General features: G+C 57.4%; 15 protein-coding genes. 7 read left to right on the top strand and 8 right to left on the bottom strand.

The genetic code is table 11. The features are described 5' to 3' along the window. The first annotated feature begins 123 nt into the window (after window positions 1-123). The 4 genes from lpxC (at window position 124) to DHN10_RS07760 (ending at window position 6,069) form a co-directional block, all read left to right on the top strand. Window positions 124-1,041 (top strand): UDP-3-O-acyl-N-acetylglucosamine deacetylase, encoded by a 918-nt coding sequence (gene lpxC / locus DHN10_RS07745; protein ID WP_108814694.1) that lies wholly within the window; start codon window positions 124-126, stop codon window positions 1,039-1,041. Window positions 1,042-1,173: 132 nt separating this feature from the next. Next, entirely contained in the window at window positions 1,174-2,022 is an 849-nt protein-coding gene (locus DHN10_RS07750; RefSeq protein WP_108814695.1) for an outer membrane protein assembly factor BamD, read from the top strand. Between the two features lie 36 nt (window positions 2,023-2,058). Next, entirely contained in the window at window positions 2,059-3,708 is a 1,650-nt protein-coding gene (recN, locus tag DHN10_RS07755) for a DNA repair protein RecN (protein WP_108814696.1), read from the top strand. A gap of 672 nt (window positions 3,709-4,380) precedes the next feature. Then, window positions 4,381-6,069: a chloride channel protein gene (locus DHN10_RS07760; protein WP_108814697.1), complete on the top strand. Its 1,689-nt coding sequence runs from the start codon at window positions 4,381-4,383 to the stop codon at window positions 6,067-6,069. Between the two features lie 3 nt (window positions 6,070-6,072). Here the strand turns inward: DHN10_RS07760 and DHN10_RS07765 are convergent, their stop codons facing one another. From DHN10_RS07765 to cobS, 5 genes are all read right to left on the bottom strand, one after another. Beyond that, window positions 6,073-6,414 carry a DUF427 domain-containing protein gene (locus tag DHN10_RS07765; protein WP_108814698.1) on the bottom strand — a complete coding sequence of 114 codons (342 nt, stop codon included), beginning with the start codon at window positions 6,412-6,414 and terminating at the stop codon, window positions 6,073-6,075. 72 nt (window positions 6,415-6,486) lie between these two features. After that, entirely contained in the window at window positions 6,487-8,271 is a 1,785-nt protein-coding gene (locus DHN10_RS07770; protein ID WP_108814699.1) for an aminopeptidase P family protein, read from the bottom strand. Between the two features lie 75 nt (window positions 8,272-8,346). Further along, window positions 8,347-10,227 (bottom strand): cobaltochelatase subunit CobT, encoded by a 1,881-nt coding sequence (gene cobT, locus DHN10_RS07775; RefSeq protein ID WP_108814700.1) that lies wholly within the window; start codon window positions 10,225-10,227, stop codon window positions 8,347-8,349. A 63-nt stretch (window positions 10,228-10,290) separates the two neighbouring features. After that, complete coding sequence (locus DHN10_RS07780; RefSeq protein WP_108814701.1) at window positions 10,291-10,656, bottom strand: hypothetical protein; 366 nt, start codon at window positions 10,654-10,656, stop codon at window positions 10,291-10,293. 138 nt (window positions 10,657-10,794) lie between these two features. Continuing rightward, complete coding sequence (gene cobS, locus DHN10_RS07785; protein ID WP_108814702.1) at window positions 10,795-11,781, bottom strand: cobaltochelatase subunit CobS; 987 nt, start codon at window positions 11,779-11,781, stop codon at window positions 10,795-10,797. 202 nt (window positions 11,782-11,983) lie between these two features. On the opposite strand from cobS, the gene msrB reads away from it, so the two are divergent. Beyond that, window positions 11,984-12,439 (top strand): peptide-methionine (R)-S-oxide reductase MsrB, encoded by a 456-nt coding sequence (gene msrB, locus DHN10_RS07790; RefSeq protein ID WP_108815132.1) that lies wholly within the window; start codon window positions 11,984-11,986, stop codon window positions 12,437-12,439. Between the two features lie 323 nt (window positions 12,440-12,762). Beyond that, window positions 12,763-13,305, top strand: a complete 543-nt coding sequence (locus DHN10_RS07795) for a hypothetical protein (protein ID WP_108814703.1) — start codon at window positions 12,763-12,765, stop codon at window positions 13,303-13,305. A 49-nt stretch (window positions 13,306-13,354) separates the two neighbouring features. On the opposite strand, the gene DHN10_RS07800 is transcribed toward DHN10_RS07795, so the two are convergent. Beyond that, window positions 13,355-13,990, bottom strand: a complete 636-nt coding sequence (locus DHN10_RS07800; protein ID WP_108814704.1) for a J domain-containing protein — start codon at window positions 13,988-13,990, stop codon at window positions 13,355-13,357. A gap of 80 nt (window positions 13,991-14,070) precedes the next feature. On the opposite strand from DHN10_RS07800, the gene DHN10_RS07805 reads away from it, so the two are divergent. Continuing rightward, a complete protein-coding gene (locus DHN10_RS07805; protein WP_108814705.1) occupies window positions 14,071-14,322 on the top strand; it encodes a BolA family protein in 252 nt (83 codons plus the stop codon). Between the two features lie 57 nt (window positions 14,323-14,379). Here DHN10_RS07805 and DHN10_RS07810 read toward each other — a convergent pair whose 3' ends face one another. Both DHN10_RS07810 and gatB read right to left on the bottom strand, forming a co-directional pair. Beyond that, window positions 14,380-14,757, bottom strand: coding sequence for a DUF4177 domain-containing protein (locus tag DHN10_RS07810; RefSeq protein WP_108814706.1), 378 nt, complete (start codon window positions 14,755-14,757; stop codon window positions 14,380-14,382). An 88-nt stretch (window positions 14,758-14,845) separates the two neighbouring features. Next, complete coding sequence (gene gatB, locus DHN10_RS07815; protein ID WP_108814707.1) at window positions 14,846-16,357, bottom strand: Asp-tRNA(Asn)/Glu-tRNA(Gln) amidotransferase subunit GatB; 1,512 nt, start codon at window positions 16,355-16,357, stop codon at window positions 14,846-14,848. Between the last annotated feature and the right edge of the window lie 31 nt (window positions 16,358-16,388).

A 16,388-nucleotide genomic window follows, 5' to 3' on the forward strand; every position in this document is an offset into this window, starting at 1 on the left:
AATGATTGCTTTGTTTCCGCCAGCCGATGTTTCAGACCGTTACAAAGAGTGAGTTGAGCCTAAGACAGTGACGTCCTAGTTGAATTGCACACTCACACAACGCCACACCACGGAAAGCCCCGCGTGCAAACAACGCTAAAATCAGATGTCGTCTTTGAAGGAACCGGTCTTCATACCGGGTCGCCTGTGCGTGTTGTCGTGCATCCTGCGGCTGCAAATGCTGGCATCGTTTTCCGGCGGACGGATTTGACAGGGCGCCCTGCGCTGGCGGCCTTGTGGCATGATGTGATTGTGTCGCCCTTGAACACCCGTCTGACAAATGCAGATGGCGTGACGGTTTCAACCATCGAACATTTGATGGCCGCACTTGCGGGTTGCGGTGTGCATAACGCGTTGATCGATATTGATGGGCCTGAAGTTCCAATTCTGGATGGCAGTGCGGCGGCCTTTGTGCGCGGCATTGTAGAAGTCGGCCTACGTTCGTTATCTGCGCCACTGCGCGTGATTGAGATACTGGAGGAGGTTTCGGTCTCTGATGGTCCGGCCTATGCGCAGTTGAGCCCGTCAACGACATTGCAGATCGACTTTGCGATTGATTTCGCCGATGCCGCAATCGGCCAACAGCATAAGATGTTGAACATGGCCAACGGGGCCTTTGTACGCGAGTTGTGCGATAGCCGGACGTTCTGCCGCTCGGCAGATGTGGATGCGATGCGTGCCAACGGATTGGCCTTGGGCGGAACGATCAACAACGCTGTTGTTGTTGATGGTGAAAAAGTTCTGACACCCGGCGGGCTGCGCCACGCGGATGAGGCCGTGCGCCACAAGATGCTGGACGCGTTGGGTGATCTTTACACTGCCGGCGCGCCGATCCTTGGCCGCTACACGGGTACACGGGCCGGGCATGCGCTGACAAACAAACTGCTGCGTGCGCTCTTTGACCGCCCTGACGCATGGCGCTGGGTCAATTGCGACGCAAAAACCGCGGCACGTCTGCCCGGCGTGGGGATCAGCATGGCCGATCTGGACGCGGTTGCCTGATCCATACAACGACAGTTGAACACGAAGCGGTCAAAAGGCATTTTGCCCCCGATTTTTCTATGTTAGACCGAGCCGAGAAGGGCAGGCGCATGGCGCTTTGTCCGCATAATAAGTGTGAATGAGGTCACAAAGATGTCAGGCAGCAAGGTCACCAAATCCCGTTGGGTGCTGCGCAGTGTTGCCGCCGTCTCGCTTGCCGTGCTTGCGGCTTGTAGTGGTGAACGCAGCGGTGTGCCGCTGGATGATCTGACAGCCCGCCAGATCTTTGAGCGTGGTGAACGCCAGATCACCCAAGGTGATCCCGATGATGCCGCTTTCACCTTTGGTGAGATTGAGCGCCTTTATCCGTATTCCGAATTTGCCCAGCGTGCGCTGATTATGCAGGCCTTTGCCTATCACAAGGACGAAGATTACCCCAATAGCCGCGCCTCTGCGCAGCGCTATCTGGATTTCTATCCGACACAGGACGATGCGGCCTATGCGGCCTATCTTCTGGCCTTGTCCTATTATGATCAGATTGACGAAGTTGGCCGTGATCAAGGGCTGACCTTTCAGGCCCTGCAGGCCCTGCGCCGTGTGATCGAACAATACCCCGACACCGAATATGCCAGCGCTTCGGTGCTGAAATTTGATCTAGCGTTCAATCACTTGGCCGCCAAAGAGATGGAAATCGGGCGCTACTACCTTAAGCGTGGCAACTACGTCGCGGCCGCCAACCGCTTCCGCACGGTGGTCGAGGATTTCCAGACCACAACACATACGCCAGAAGCGCTGCACCGTTTGGTAGAAAGCTATCTGTCGCTTGGCTTGGTAGAAGAGGCGCAGACCGCCGGGGCGATCCTTGGCTACAACTATCAGTCGACGGAGTGGTACGAATCCAGCTTTGCCCTACTGACCGGCCGCGGCCTGACGGCAGAGGCTGCAGGCGACAACTGGTTGGCGTCGATCTACCGGCAGGTGCTACGTGGTGAATGGCTGTAATCAACGCGGGGGAAACCCCGCCCGTTGGGCAAACCGATGCTACGTGGCTTAGACATCCGCGACATGTTAATTATCGACCGGCTGGAACTGGCGTTTCAGCCGGGGCTGAACGTGCTGACCGGGGAAACCGGGGCCGGTAAGTCGATTTTGCTGGATGCCTTGGGTTTTGTGCTTGGCTGGCGCGGCCGGGCAGAGCTTGTGCGGCAGGGTGCCGATCAGGGCGAGGTCACTGCTTGGTTCGATCTGCCTGCCTCCCATCCGGCCATGGCTGTTCTGGAAGAGGCGGGTATCGCGGCTGATGATGAATTGATCCTGCGCCGCGTCAATTCACGCGATGGGCGCAAGACAGCATGGGTCAATGACAGGCGGGTCAGCGGCGAGGTTCTGCGTCAGCTGTCAGAGACGCTTGTGGAACTGCACGGCCAACATGATGATCGCGGTCTGCTGAACCCGCGCGGGCACCGGCAGATGCTGGATGCATATGCTGGGCTGGACGCTGAACTGCAGCAAGTGCGGCAGGCTTGGCGTGCCATGGCCGCCGCACGCCGCGACCTGGGCGCAACCGAGGCCAAAATCGCCGATGCAAAGGCCGAGGAGGACTTTCTACGGCATGCGGTCAGCGAGCTTGATGCACTGGCCCCCGAAACCGGGGAAGAGGCCACATTGGACACGCAGCGCCGCCTCATGCAGGCCGCCGAAAAGATCCGTGCTGATATTGGCAAGGCCGCCGACACGCTGGGCATGAATGGTGCCGAAGGCATGGCAAGCGACGCGCTACGCTGGTTGCAGGGTGTTGCTGATCAGGCGGAAGGCCGGCTTGATGCGCCGCTGACGTCAATTGAACAGGCTATGCTGGCGCTGGACGAAGCACAGCGCGGCGTGGCCGATTGTCTGGATGCGTTGTCGTTCAACACCTCAGAGCTGGAAGAGGTCGAAGAGCGGCTCTTTGCGATCCGTGGCTTGGCTCGCAAACACAATGTACAACCGGATGATCTGCGCCAATTCGCTGACGAACTGCGAGAGCGGCTTGCGGTGCTTGATGATGGCGCACGTGATCTTGAGGCGTTGCATGCGGCAGTGACGGCGGCACAACAGGCCTATGATGTTGCGGCATTGGGTGTACGCAAGAAGCGCGCGAAGGCGGCCAAGGCGTTGGACGCGGCCATGGCCAGTGAATTGGCACCGCTCAAGATGGAACGCGCAGTCTTTGCCACTACAATGGCCGAAGCCGAGGCCGGGCCAGAGGGGGCAGATGATGTGGCCTTTACGGTGGCTACCAACCCCGGCGCACCTGCCGGGCCATTGAACAAGATTGCATCCGGAGGCGAGCTGAGCCGTTTTCTCTTGGCGCTTAAGGTCTGCCTGACGCAAGCGAGCGACGGCCTGACCATGATCTTTGATGAAATCGATCGTGGGGTTGGTGGTGCGACGGCGGATGCCGTCGGGCGGCGTCTGGCGGAACTGGCGGCAGGTGGGCAGGTGCTGGTGGTGACACACTCACCGCAGGTTGCTGCCCTTGGCGGACATCACTGGCGGGTAGAAAAACATCAAGATAGCAAGTCTACGACATCAACAGTGGTGGCACTCGATGCGGACGCACGTGTTGATGAAATCGCGCGGATGCTGTCGGGTGACACGGTGACGGATGCGGCGCGCGAAGCGGCCCGTGCGTTGATTGAAACCTAGGAAAGAAGATGGGCGTCGTATGAAATACGACGCCCTGAACTTACACCGGTTACTCAGCCCACTCTTTACTATGTATCTCGGCCACTCACCTCCTCGATACATCGTTCATTAAGAACGCTTCATTGCTAAAGCGATCTTGGGTAACTGCGAACTCCGCCTTAGCGTTGCTCTTGATACTCGTGAAATGGGAGACAATACGCGTCTCTTGACCCTAAGTAACAGTTTACCCCTGAAACTCGCAACCTATCCCAAAGTATGTCACGCATACTGACCTAACTATCAAGAGTTGTCCGTGAAACTCATGCGCTAAGGGTGCAAAATCACTCACGAAACTCCGTATTGTTCTCTCAAATCCCCTATTTTGTTGCGGTTGCCATCTTACCTGCCACCATTAGTTTGCGTGAAAATTCTGGTAATTTTTACACTTATCGGCGTGGTGGATTTGCAGGATACGCGTGTAGGTTGTTTTTTTTTACTGCAAAGCCTCTTCTGTCCAATCCCTGTTTCAGCGCCCCGACGCCGCCCTGCAATTTTCCCGCAGCAATGGAACGGGGGCAGCGTCACGCAATATTGGCTTGGATGCATCCACGACTTACCATAGAGACGATACAAGCCGTGCTGATCTGACACCCCCGTGCGGCGCTATCGTGACCAAGGCGGAAAGCAGACCGAATGGGCAAGCCAGTCAAAGCGTTGCTACAGCAGAAAGTTGCTGATGCGACGACGGTTTGCAAAGATGCAGCGCGGGTCATGAAAACCCATGGCCCCAACCAAATCCAATTCTGGTTCATCGCACTTGCCATTGGTATCGGCGCGGGCCTTGCTGCGGTGCTGTTTCGTCTGGGTATCTATCTGCTGCAAACCACGGCTTATGGAACGGATGATGTTCTGACGTTGCATTCCTTTGCGGCTGGGCTTGCCTGGTATCAAATTCTGATCATTCCGATCTGTGGCGGTTTGATTGTTGGCATAATTCTGGATCGGTTTACCGATGACGGGCGGGTACGATCTGTTGCTGATGTGATCGAAGGGGCGGCCCTTGCCCAAGGTCGGGTTGAAGTGCGGCGCGGCCTGGCCTCTGCCATGGCCTCGATGATCACCCTCTCGACGGGTGGGTCCAGTGGGCGCGAAGGGCCTGTGGTCCATCTTGCTGCCGTTATTTCGACGACTGTGTGTCGATGGATCAATGCCAATGGGATCACGGGCCGGGATTTGCTTGGATGTGCTGTCGCCGCTGCTGTGTCTGCCAGCTTTAACGCGCCGATTGCTGGCGCGCTTTTCGCACTAGAGGTGGTGCTGCGTCATTTCGCCGTCCATGCCTTTGCGCCGATTGTCATTGCCTCTGCTGTGGGCACAGTCATCAACCGCCTTGTTTTCGGCGATGTCACGGAATTTGTGCTGCCGGTCCAAAACGCGCTGCAATTCTATGTTGAACTGCCCGCCTTTATCATCCTCGGTCTGGTCTGTGGGATCGTTGCGGTGGCTTTGATGAAAGCTATCTTTCTAGCCGATGATTTTGGCTCTTACGTCCAAAGCGAAACGCGTATGCCCCGCTTTCTGCGTCCGGCCATTGCCGGTGCGATGCTGGGCGGTCTGGCGATCTGGTGGCCGCATATCATCGGTGTCGGTTACGAGACGACGTCAGCCGCGCTCACCGGTGAACTGCTACTGCACGAGGCCATTGTTTTTGTCATTCTTAAGGTGGTGGCCGTGGCCATCACCATGGGCGGACGTATGGGCGGCGGGGTGTTTTCACCGTCGCTGATGGTTGGTGCGCTGACGGGCCTCGCTTTTGGGATCATCGCCACAGCGATCTTTCCCAATGTCTCTGGCGAGGGTACGCTTTATGCCTTGGCGGGCATGGGGGCGGTTGCAGCGGCTGTCCTTGGCGCGCCCATTTCCACCACACTGATTGTGTTTGAGCTGACAGGCGACTGGCAGACAGGTTTGGCCGTAATGGTGGCTGTGTCGCTGTCCAGCGCGTTATCTTCGCGGCTGGTGGATCGGTCGTTCTTCCTGACCCAGTTAGAGCGGCGGGATGTGCATCTGGCCGCCGGTCCGCAGGCCTACTTGCTGGCCACGATCAAGGTCGCGGGGATCATGCACCCCATCGAAGGGCGCCAGTCTACGTTGGAAGAAGAATGCCGCGCCTTGATCCGTGAAGGGATTTGTCTTGATCGCAACGCCTCGCTCGAACAGGCGATGCCGCTTTTTGAACGCGAAAAGCCAAGGCTGATTCCTGTGGTTCGCGCTACACATGATGAAAGCGGGGCAGAGCTGCTGGGCGCATTGTATGAAGTCGATGCGTTGCGGGCAATGAACCGGGCGCTGTCAGAAACAGCGGCCGAGGAACACTCTTAGCGGTTAAACCTGCTCTACGGCGACTTTGTCAGAGTAGAAGGCAAGGTGATCTTTGATCGCGGCCACACCCTCCAAGGGGCGTTCATAAGACCAGGCGGCATTGGCCAGTGGCCCGCTTTTGGCGACAATCGTGAAATAGCTCGCCTCACCTTTGTATGGGCAGGTTGAGGTCGTATCGGTCGGCTCAAGAAACGCCATGGCAAGGTCCGCGCGGGGGAAATAGATGACCGGCGGGTAATCCCCTTCGGCCAGTTCCAGCGCATTGGTGCTTTCACCCAGCACAGCGCCTGCGGCCCGGACAACCCATGTGCCTGTCGCAGGGCGGATTTTGATATGGTCGGCCATGGTCGTGTTCCTCACTTCTGGCGGCATGCCGCGGGTTAGGCGATCCTAGGCGCTGTCAATGACGGTCTTAAGTCACAGCGGCGCGCAGGTGGCGGTCAGCCAATCGCGGGTCTTTGCATCCAATCGGGACGCAAGAAGCGCCAATGTATCGGCATGATACCCATCAATCCAGTCCCGTTCTGCCTGTGTTAGCAGGTCGGTATCAATAAGCCGACGGTCGAAGGGCACATAGGTCAGCGTGTCAAACGCCAACATCGCGCGCTCATCCGCGCCGGACAGGGCCGGCGCGTCAACCACCACAATCAGATTTTCGATGCGAATGCCAAAGGCCCCTTCGCGGTAGTAACCCGGTTCATTGGACAGGATCATACCCGCCTGCAGGGCGGTGTCAGAGCGTCGCGATATCCCCTGCGGGCCTTCATGCACGCTCAGATAGCTGCCAACGCCATGCCCTGTGCCGTGGTCATAGTCCTGACCCGCCAACCAAAGCGGGGCACGTGCCAGCGCATCCAGATGCTGACCACCCACGCCATTTGGAAAGCGGATGCGGCTGACCGCGATCATGCCTTGCAAAACGCGGGTGTAACAGGCGCGGTGCTCGGCTGTGGGCACGCCAATGGCCATGGTTCGCGTGATGTCGGTGGTGCCATCGACATACTGTCCGCCGCTGTCCACCAACAGCAATTCCCCCGGTTTGACAGGACGATTTGTTTCATCACTGACCCGGTAATGGACAATCGCGCCGTGCGGACCGGCCCCGCAGATCGCCTCAAAACTGATGTCGCGCAGAGCGTTGGTCTGGCGGCGGAAATCTTCAAGCGCGGTGACTACGTCAATTTCGGTCAGCCCACCTTTGGGGGCTTCGGCATCAAGCCAGGCCAGAAAACGGACCATGGCCACAGCGTCACGTTCATGGGCGGTCTTCGCGCCCGCTATTTCAGCCGGGTTCTTGAGGGCCTTGGGCAGGATGCAAGGGTCTTTGTCTTTGACGACCTCGCAACCGGCATCGAACAAGGCGGTGGCTACGATGTCAGGGCAGGATCGTGCATCGATCAGCACAGCCCCTTTCAGCGCAGTAAGCGCACCCAGAAAACCGCCGATATCCTGCACAGCCACATCAGGGCCAAGGTGATCGCGAATATCATCAACCTTGCCAGCCCCGGCAAAAAGATCAACGCGGCCATCGCCGTGCAAGATTGCAAAGGCCTGCGGTACGGGATTGCGCGCAATATCCGTGCCACGGATGTTCAGCAGCCACGCGATGCTGTCCGGCAGGGTCAGAACGGCTGCTGCCTCTGCCATCTCAGCGGCCAGGCGCGCGCGTTTATCGGCATGGCTTTCGCCTGCGTGTTCTGGCGGGTGCGCGGTAAACGGGGCGTCGGGTGGCGCGGGCTGGTCATCCCAGATCTCGTCAACGAGGTTCTCGGTAGGGGTCAGCGTAAAGGCATCCAACGTTTTGCGCAGTTCTGCAATCTCGGACAGCGTGTGCAGCCAGGGATCGTAGGCAAGCACGCCACCTTCGGGGCGCTGTTCTTTCAGCCAATCGGACAGTTTCACCTCGGGCCAATGCACAGGGGTAAACACATCAGCCACCTGCGCACGCGCCTGAACACGGTAGCGGCCGTCGATGAAAACGCCGGCAACTTCGGGCAGGATGGCGCAAAACCCTGCTGATCCCGAAAACCCTGTCAGCCACTCCAGCCGGGCGTCACGCGGGGCGACATATTCGCCTTGATGGGCATCGGCGCGGGGCACAAGAAAGGCATCAAAACCCCGATCAGCCATCACCGCGCGCAATGCGGTCAATCGTGGTGGCCCTTGTTCTGGGATCGATTGCGCCTCAAACGTCTGAAACAAATGAAAACTCCCTGACTTTCTATGTCCAATCAAACTTTGGCTGGAAGCATCGGACCGATGCCGTAACGCCCAAGTTTAACCTGCCTTGCGCATCCCCATCACACGGGCCCGCTTGCGCGGATCGCTGTCAAAAAGGCTGGCCAGTTGTTCGGTCATTGCCCCGGCCAATTGTTCTACATCTGTAATCGTCACCGCACGCTCATAATAACGTGTCACATCATGGCCGATCCCAATCGCCACCAGCTCAACCGCTTTGCGCTTTTCAACCATGGCAATCACATCGCGCAGGTGCTTTTCAAGATAGTTGGCAGGGTTCACCGATAAGGTAGAATCGTCGACCGGCGCGCCGTCCGAAATTACCATTAGCACCTTGCGTTGTTCTTGCCGTGCCGCCATGCGGCGGTGCGCCCATTCCAGCGCCTCTCCGTCGATGTTTTCCTTGAGCAGGCCTTCTTTCATCATCAACCCCAGATTGGGGCGGGTGCGCCGCCATGGGGCGTCGGCTGATTTATAGACGATATGGCGCAGATCGTTCAGGCGGCCCGGCGTGGGCTCTCGGCCTGCCGCCAGCCATTTCTCACGCGATTGGCCGCCTTTCCAAGCTTTGGTGGTAAAGCCCAGAATTTCGACCTTCACATCACAGCGTTCTAACGTGCGCGCCATGACATCGGCACAAATCGCCGCAATAGAGATCGGTCGCCCACGCATGGAGCCGGAGTTGTCCAACAGAAGGGTCACAACCGTGTCGCGGAAATCGGTGTCTTTCTCGACCTTGAAGGACAGCGGAGTGGTGGGCGATGCGACGATCCGGGCCAGACGGCCAGCGTCCAGAATTCCCTCTTCGCGGTCAAACTCCCATGACCGGTTCTGCTGGGCTTGTAGGCGGCGCTGCAATTTGTTGGCCAGTCGCGACACCGCCCCTTTGAGCGGCTCAAGCTGCTGATCGAGGTAGGCGCGCAGCCGTTCCAGCTCAACCGGTTCGGCCAGATCTTCGGCAGAAATCTCTTCATCAAAATCGGTGATGAAGACGCGATAATCAGGATCAGCATCCGAGACAGGTTGCGGGGCAGGCGGCTCTAGTGGGGCTTCGCCTTCGGGCATTTCTGCCTCTTCGCCCATTTCGGTGTCGGCCTGATCGTCCATACTGACCTGAGCCTGACTGGCGTCTTGGCTGTCTTCCTGACTTTGTTCGGGCGCGCCTTCGGCTTCTTCGCCGTCGCTGTCATCCTCGCCAGTGCTATCGGGTTCTTCCTGATCGTCGTCGCTGCCCTCTTCGGCCTCGTCTTCCTGATCATCATCAAGGCTGTCAGGGTCATCGCCCAGCTGATCGCCATAACCCATGTCGCTGATCAACTGGCGTGCGAATTTGGCAAAGGCCTGTTGATCGTTCAGCGTGTCTTCTAGGTTTTCGAGCGTGCCACCGCAGTGGTCCTCGATAAACCCGCGCCACAGCTCCATGACGTTCTCGGCCCCTTTGGGCAGATCACGGCCCGTGGCCAGATGGCGGATAAGATAACCCGCAGCAACAGCCAAAGGCGCGTCTGAGGCTTGTGTGATTTGGTCATAGCCCTTGCGCAGCGCCTCGGTCCCGATCTTGGCGTCGATATTGCCTGCGGTGCCGGGCATGTATTCCGCGCCTACGGCCTCGATTCGGGCGGTTTCCATCGCCTCATATAGGTCCTGTGCCATCTGGCCTTGCGGCATGTAGCGGGCAGATACCTTGGGGTCGTGAAATTTGTGGCGCAAGGCAAAGGCATCTGCCGTACCGCGCGCCAGCAACACCTCATCGCGGGTCATCCGGCGCGACACCTGCGGCAGACGGATCGTGTCTGCGGTCTGGCCTGCGGGATCAACAGAATAGGTGACCGCCAATTCGGGGTCATCCGCCATAACTTTGGTCGCCTCGGCCAACGCCTTTTTGAACGGGTCGGCTGGGTTATCTGATGGCTTGTTCATCTGCGGGTCCTTTGCATGATGTGCAAACTAGAACCCACAGGCGATATTGACCAGTGCTGACGGTTATTCTTCGACCAATTCAGGGGCTTCAAATGTGACGCCCAGATCGGGTGAGATGTTGAAAGGCTCGCCCGCAAGTTCATGGAGCGTGACAAGATCGGCGGCACCGGGCAAAAGCTGACCAGAGTCGTCCACAAACGCGATGCGGGGCCGATATATTTTGCCGCCCAATCGGATCTCACCTTCGTCAAAGAGATAGGCAAGCTCTGTCACGATACCCTCGACATTCGCCTTGGCGATGTCTTCGCCCATGTTTTCGGCAAAAAGCGGCAAAAGCGCATGGGCAATCAGAGAGGCGGCTGTTTCAGCCAGATCCTGATGGCTGACGACATAGTCGTCGGGCAACTGCGTTGCGACGTTCATTTTCATGGTGGACTCCGATGCTCCCTCTCTGGTTGCGGACATCATTACCAGAAAACGGACCGGAATGTGGCGAATCCCAGAAAAATTGCGAACAATGCGATTTTTCTTGCGCGATTGTGCAGTGAAACCGCTGCGAGGGCGCGGTTATCCGAGACTCAGGCTCGCCGCACTTTCTGGCAGCTCTTCGTCAAAGCACCGCTGATAGAATTCCGCCACTGTCTGACGCTCAAGCTCATCACATTTGTTCAGGAACGACAGCCGGAAGGCATAGCCCACATCTTGGAAGATGCGCGCATTTTCGGCCCAGGCCAGTACCGTCCGTGGTGACATGACAGTGGACAGATCGCCGTTCATGAATGCGGTCCGGGTCAGGTCCGCGACGGTAACCATCTGGCTAATCTTCTTGCGCCCGTCTGCGGTGTTAAAGTGCGGTGACTTGGACAGGATGATCGCGGTTTCTGCATCATGGCTGAGGTAATTCAACGTCGCCACCAGCGACCAGCGGTCCATCTGCGCTTGGTTGATCTGCTGCGTGCCGTGATAAAGGCCGGTTGTGTCGCCCAAACCTACAGTGTTGGCAGTGGCGAACAGGCGGAAGTAAGGGTTTGGCGTGATGATCTCGTTTTGATCCATCAGCGTCAGCTTACCATCGGTCTCTAGCACGCGCTGGATCACGAACATTACGTCAGCGCGGCCTGCATCATATTCGTCAAAGACAATCGCAACCGGATTGCGCAGCGCCCATGGCAGGATGCCTTCGTGGAATTCGGTGACCTGCACGCCGTCGCGCAGTTTGATCGCGTCCTTACCGATCAGATCAATCCGGGAAATGTGGCTATCAAGGTTCACACGCACCGCAGGCCAGTTCAAACGCGCTGCCACCTGTTCAATGTGGGTCGACTTACCCGTACCGTGGTAGCCTTGGATCATCACACGGCGGTTGTAGCCAAAACCGGCAAGGATGGCCAAAGTCGTGTCGGGGTCAAACTTATAGGTGCTGTCAATCTCGGGCACACGATCGCCACGCTCGGCAAAGCCTTTGATCTTCATGTCACTATCGATGCCAAAGACCTCACGCACCGAGATATCCTCGGTTGGTTTCGCTTGCATGTCAGTCATACCGTCCGCCATCTTTGAATGCCTTTGCACTTGCACGTTTCATCTTGCGCCCGAAATGCAACATAAACCTCATGGCTGCAAGGGAAAGGGCGTAATTCGCGACCTGTTAACGCGATATGACAGATGATCACATGCGCGTGGTTTTGCGCTGTATCGCTAGGCGGCAGCGCGCATGGGCTGGTATATCGGGGCAAATACAAAGGATTGACCGATGATGAACCGCCGCACATTCACCCTTACGGCACTGGCCAGTGCCGCAGCTCCGGCCGCCCTGCAGGCCCAACAGTTTGAGATCACCCGCACCGACGCCGAATGGCGCGCGATGTTGACGGATGCCCAGTACCGCGTGATGCGCAATGAAGGGACCGAGCGTGCGGGTAGTTCGCCCTTGGACAAGAACTATGCCGAGGGCACGTATTTTTGCCGGGGCTGTGATCTGGCGCTGTATCCATCTGCAACGAAGTACGACAGCGGCACAGGCTGGCCCAGTTTCTATGACAATCTGCCCGGTGCAATCGGCACCAAACCTGACCGCATATTGCTGCGGGTGCGCACCGAAGTGCATTGCCGTCGCTGTGGCAGCCACCTTGGCCACATCTTTGACGATGGCCCGCAACCTACCGGAAAGCGGCACTGCCTGAACGGTGTCAGCCTCGTATTTCGGGCCTAAACGGTTTTTGGGCACCACATTTATGCCTTAAAGCGATTCCTTTTGGGGGTCGTTTTGAGGGGTATCTGGGGTTGTGCATCGCAAAGTTGTTGACCAGTAGCGACTGCAACGGGCGCGCGACACGCGAATTTATCATAAGTAACAAGCATTTATTGCATGCGTTCTTGCATAGGCGATTTTTTGCCGGTTTTTGCTTGTGAGGGCCCGAGCAATGTGGCAAATTTATGCCACTGAAGTTGATTGCCGCTGTGACGTTTGGCACAGAACCTCGCGATCAATGTGTGTAAACGTTGTGAAATTAGTGAGTATTGGGGGCATCAAAGATGCTGGATCGTTTTCTCAAGGCCTTATATCTGACGCGTGGCGAAAAGTCAGTTGCGCTTGCCTACGCCGCCGTTATCGCAATGTCCGCCGGGATCAGCGTTTTGATCATGACCGGCATCGAAGGACCCGCCGCACTGGGCGCCGAACGATCACTTTATGTCTTCTGGGTGATCTTCTCTGGCGCGATTGGCGGGGGTGTCGCACTGTTAGCGGCGCGCGGCTGGATGGGTAATGCTGGCGTGCTTGGTTTTGCACGCGCCTTTGTGGGGGCTATCGCAGTTGCCTTCCTTGCATCGCTGATCGCAGGCACGATGATCTTTCCGCTTTATGGTACGTTCTACGCGCCAGTCATCCTGCTAACTGAAGTTATTGCTAAGCCTTGGTTGGGCATCGCATGGTTCGCCATTCTGATTGGCGCACACTACATGATGACAGCGATCACCGAAGAGCGCGCCCTAGGTTATAGCCGCGCAGCAAGCCACCGCCCTGCGACGTCACGGCTAAGCACATTGTCACGCGCGCAGCTGTATCACCGCAAGTAATCAGTAATCTGTCAATGATGTGTTGGTTAAGCCGAGCAATTTGCCCGGCTTAATCTTTGTCGCGAAAGTTTCTGCTGACCTTGATCTGATCCCAGGCCCAGACAACCTCTGACAATTGTTCTTCCTGACTGCGGTCGCCGCCGTTCATGTCCGGGTGCAGTACCTTGATCAAAGCCTTGTATGCCTTGCGGATTTCCTGCTTTGACATGTTGTCTTTGGCATCCAAAATTTCGACAGCGCGCCGTTCGGTCGGGGGCAGTTTGCGGCCCCGTGCCGCACCGCGGCCCGGATTCTGAGTCGCATTTTCACCCAAAACCTGATGCGGATCATCAACGCCAAGCCGTGCCCATGCCCGTTCTTCGGTGCTGCGCTTGAAAGACTTGGTAGGGCGTTCCCAGACGCGATCACTGTCCATTTGTGCGGCCAGTTCGGCCTCTGAGGTGCTATCGAAGAAGTTCCATTTCAGATTGTACTCGCGCACGTGCTGCTGGCAGAACCAAAGGAAGTCATCCAGCACATCAGGCGATTTTGGCGCACGGTACTTGCCCGCCTCTTGGCACCCCTCATGGTCACAAACTCGGGTCGAGGTTTCGGATGCACCCGACATCCCGCGCCGACCGCGCGGGTTCTTTTTCTTGGAACTCGACACAGACATGTCAAAACCAAATGGATCATCTTTCTTCATGGTGTGCGTCTCACCTTTTAGACTCGGAGAGGAGATACTAAACAATGCAGCGAGAGATTGAAGAGGGCAGGAGCAAAATAATGTCGATTGAAGCGGAAATTCGTAATGCTCTCGGTGCGCTTGCGCCCGAAACGCTGGAGGTGATCAACGAAAGTGCGCTGCACAGCGGTCATGCTGGCGATGATGGGTCAGGCGAAAGCCATTGGCGGATCGTGATCAAGGCCGCGTCCCTTGATCCGATGTCGCGCATTGCCCGCCACCGCGCGATCCACGCGGCATTGGGTAAGGATATCATTGGGCGCATTCACGCCCTCGCCATCGATATCGCTTGAGGCAGTACGAACGCTATAGCTATTCGGCAGCGACGTCTTTGTCGGATGGTTTGTCCGTTACAACTGGTTCCACTTTTCAGGCTTGGGCGCTGTCACGGGCTTTGGATTGGCCAAAGCTTTTTTCTCGGCAATGCGTTCCTCGCCTGTTTTGGCAGGGGCTGCACTGACGGTCGGTGCGGCAATCACTGGTGCTGCCTCTTTGGCGGCCTTGGCACGGCGGAACACCAGCATGTTTTGGTAGACGGTCGTCTTGCCCATCAACCCTTCGCGTTGTTCGCAAGGTAGGGTGTCCGCACGCACATATTCCCAGCCTTTGGCGGCCAGCGTGTTGATCGCGGTCTCCAGCGCATTGGCAAAGCGATCTTCGGACGTCTTGACGCCCTTGGCTTTCAGTCCACGCGCTGGCGCCGGTATGACCTTGTATTCATATGACATTGCGTCATCCCTGTTTTCACCCGCAGGCTTTTATCAAATCGCGCGCGGTTAGGCTATTGGTAATGCCCCTAGGCGGGTCTGACGGGCGTTACAGGCCCAGTTTGCCCGAAACGATCTGATTGACAGCCGCCGGGTTGGCCTTGCCGCCTGTGGCTTTCATCACTTGCCCAACGAACCAGCCGACCAGTTTGGGATTGGCCTGCGCCTTTTCCACCTGCGCGGGGTTTGCTGCGATGATTTCATCGACTGCTGCCTCAATCGCGCCAGTGTCGGTGACCTGCTTCATGCCTTCGGTTGCGACAATCTCGCCGGGATCGCGGCCTGTTGTGTAGCAGATTTCAAAGACGTCCTTGGCGATCTTGCCATTGATGTCGCCGGCTTTGATCAACCCGATCAATTCGCCCAATTGGGCGGCAGACACAGGGCTGTCCTCGATGCTGTGGTCTTCTTTCTTGAGACGACCAAACAATTCGTTGATCACCCAGTTCGCGGCCAGCTTGCCATCACGGCCTTCGGCAACTTTCTCAAAGTATTCGGCGTTCACAACTTCCGCTGTCAACACAGAGGCGTCGTAGTCGGACAGGCCAAAGTCGCTGATAAAGCGCGCCTTCTTCTGGTCTGGCAGTTCGGGCAGGGACGCTTTGATGTCATCCACCCAATCTTGCTCGATCTCCAAGGGCAGCAGGTCAGGATCAGGGAAGTAGCGGTAATCATGCGCCTCTTCCTTGGATCGCATGGACCGCGTTTCGTTCTTGTCAGGATCGTAAAGGCGGGTTTCCTGCACAACCTCTTGCCCGTCCTCGATCAGGGCGATCTGGCGGCGGGCCTCATAGTCGATCGCCATCTGGATGAACCGCATGGAGTTCATGTTCTTGATCTCGCAGCGGGTGCCAAGATGGGCGAAATCCTGCGTTTCCCAGTATTTCTCATAATCGCCGGGCTTGCAGACGGACACGTTTACGTCTGCGCGCAGGTTGCCGTTCTGCATATTGCCGTCGCAGGTGCCTAGATACCGCAGGATCTGGCGTAGTTTCACGACATAGGCAGCAGCCTCTTCTGGCCCGCGAATGTCGGGGCGGCTTACGATTTCCATCAGGGCCACGCCGGTGCGGTTGAGATCCACAAACGACATCGTGGGGTCCATGTCATGGATGGATTTCCCGGCGTCTTGCTCCAGATGGATACGTTCGATGCGGACATTGCGCGCCTCGCCATTGCCCATCTCGACCAGCACCTCACCTTCGCCAACAATCGGGTGGTAAAGCTGTGAGATTTGATAGCCTTGCGGCAGGTCAGGGTAGAAATAGTTCTTGCGGTCAAAGGCCGAGAAAAGGTTGATCTGCGCGTTCAGACCCAACCCAGTTTTCACCGCTTGAGCGACACAGCCTTCGTTGATCACAGGCAACATGCCCGGCATGCCTGCATCCACGAAAGCTACGTTGCTGTTGGGTTCTGCGCCGAATTTGGTCGAAGCACCCGAAAACAGTTTGGCACGGGTTGCGACCTGTGCGTGGACCTCAAGGCCAATCACCAGTTCCCAATCGCTGGTGGCGCCGGCAATGGTTTTGGGGGCGGGGGCGGTATAGGTCAGATCAAGCATGGGCGCACGTCCTTTGGGCAGGTGTCGTCCG

This window comes from Loktanella sp. Alg231-35, assembly GCF_900143545.1.
Taxonomy (GTDB): domain Bacteria; phylum Pseudomonadota; class Alphaproteobacteria; order Rhodobacterales; family Rhodobacteraceae; genus Yoonia.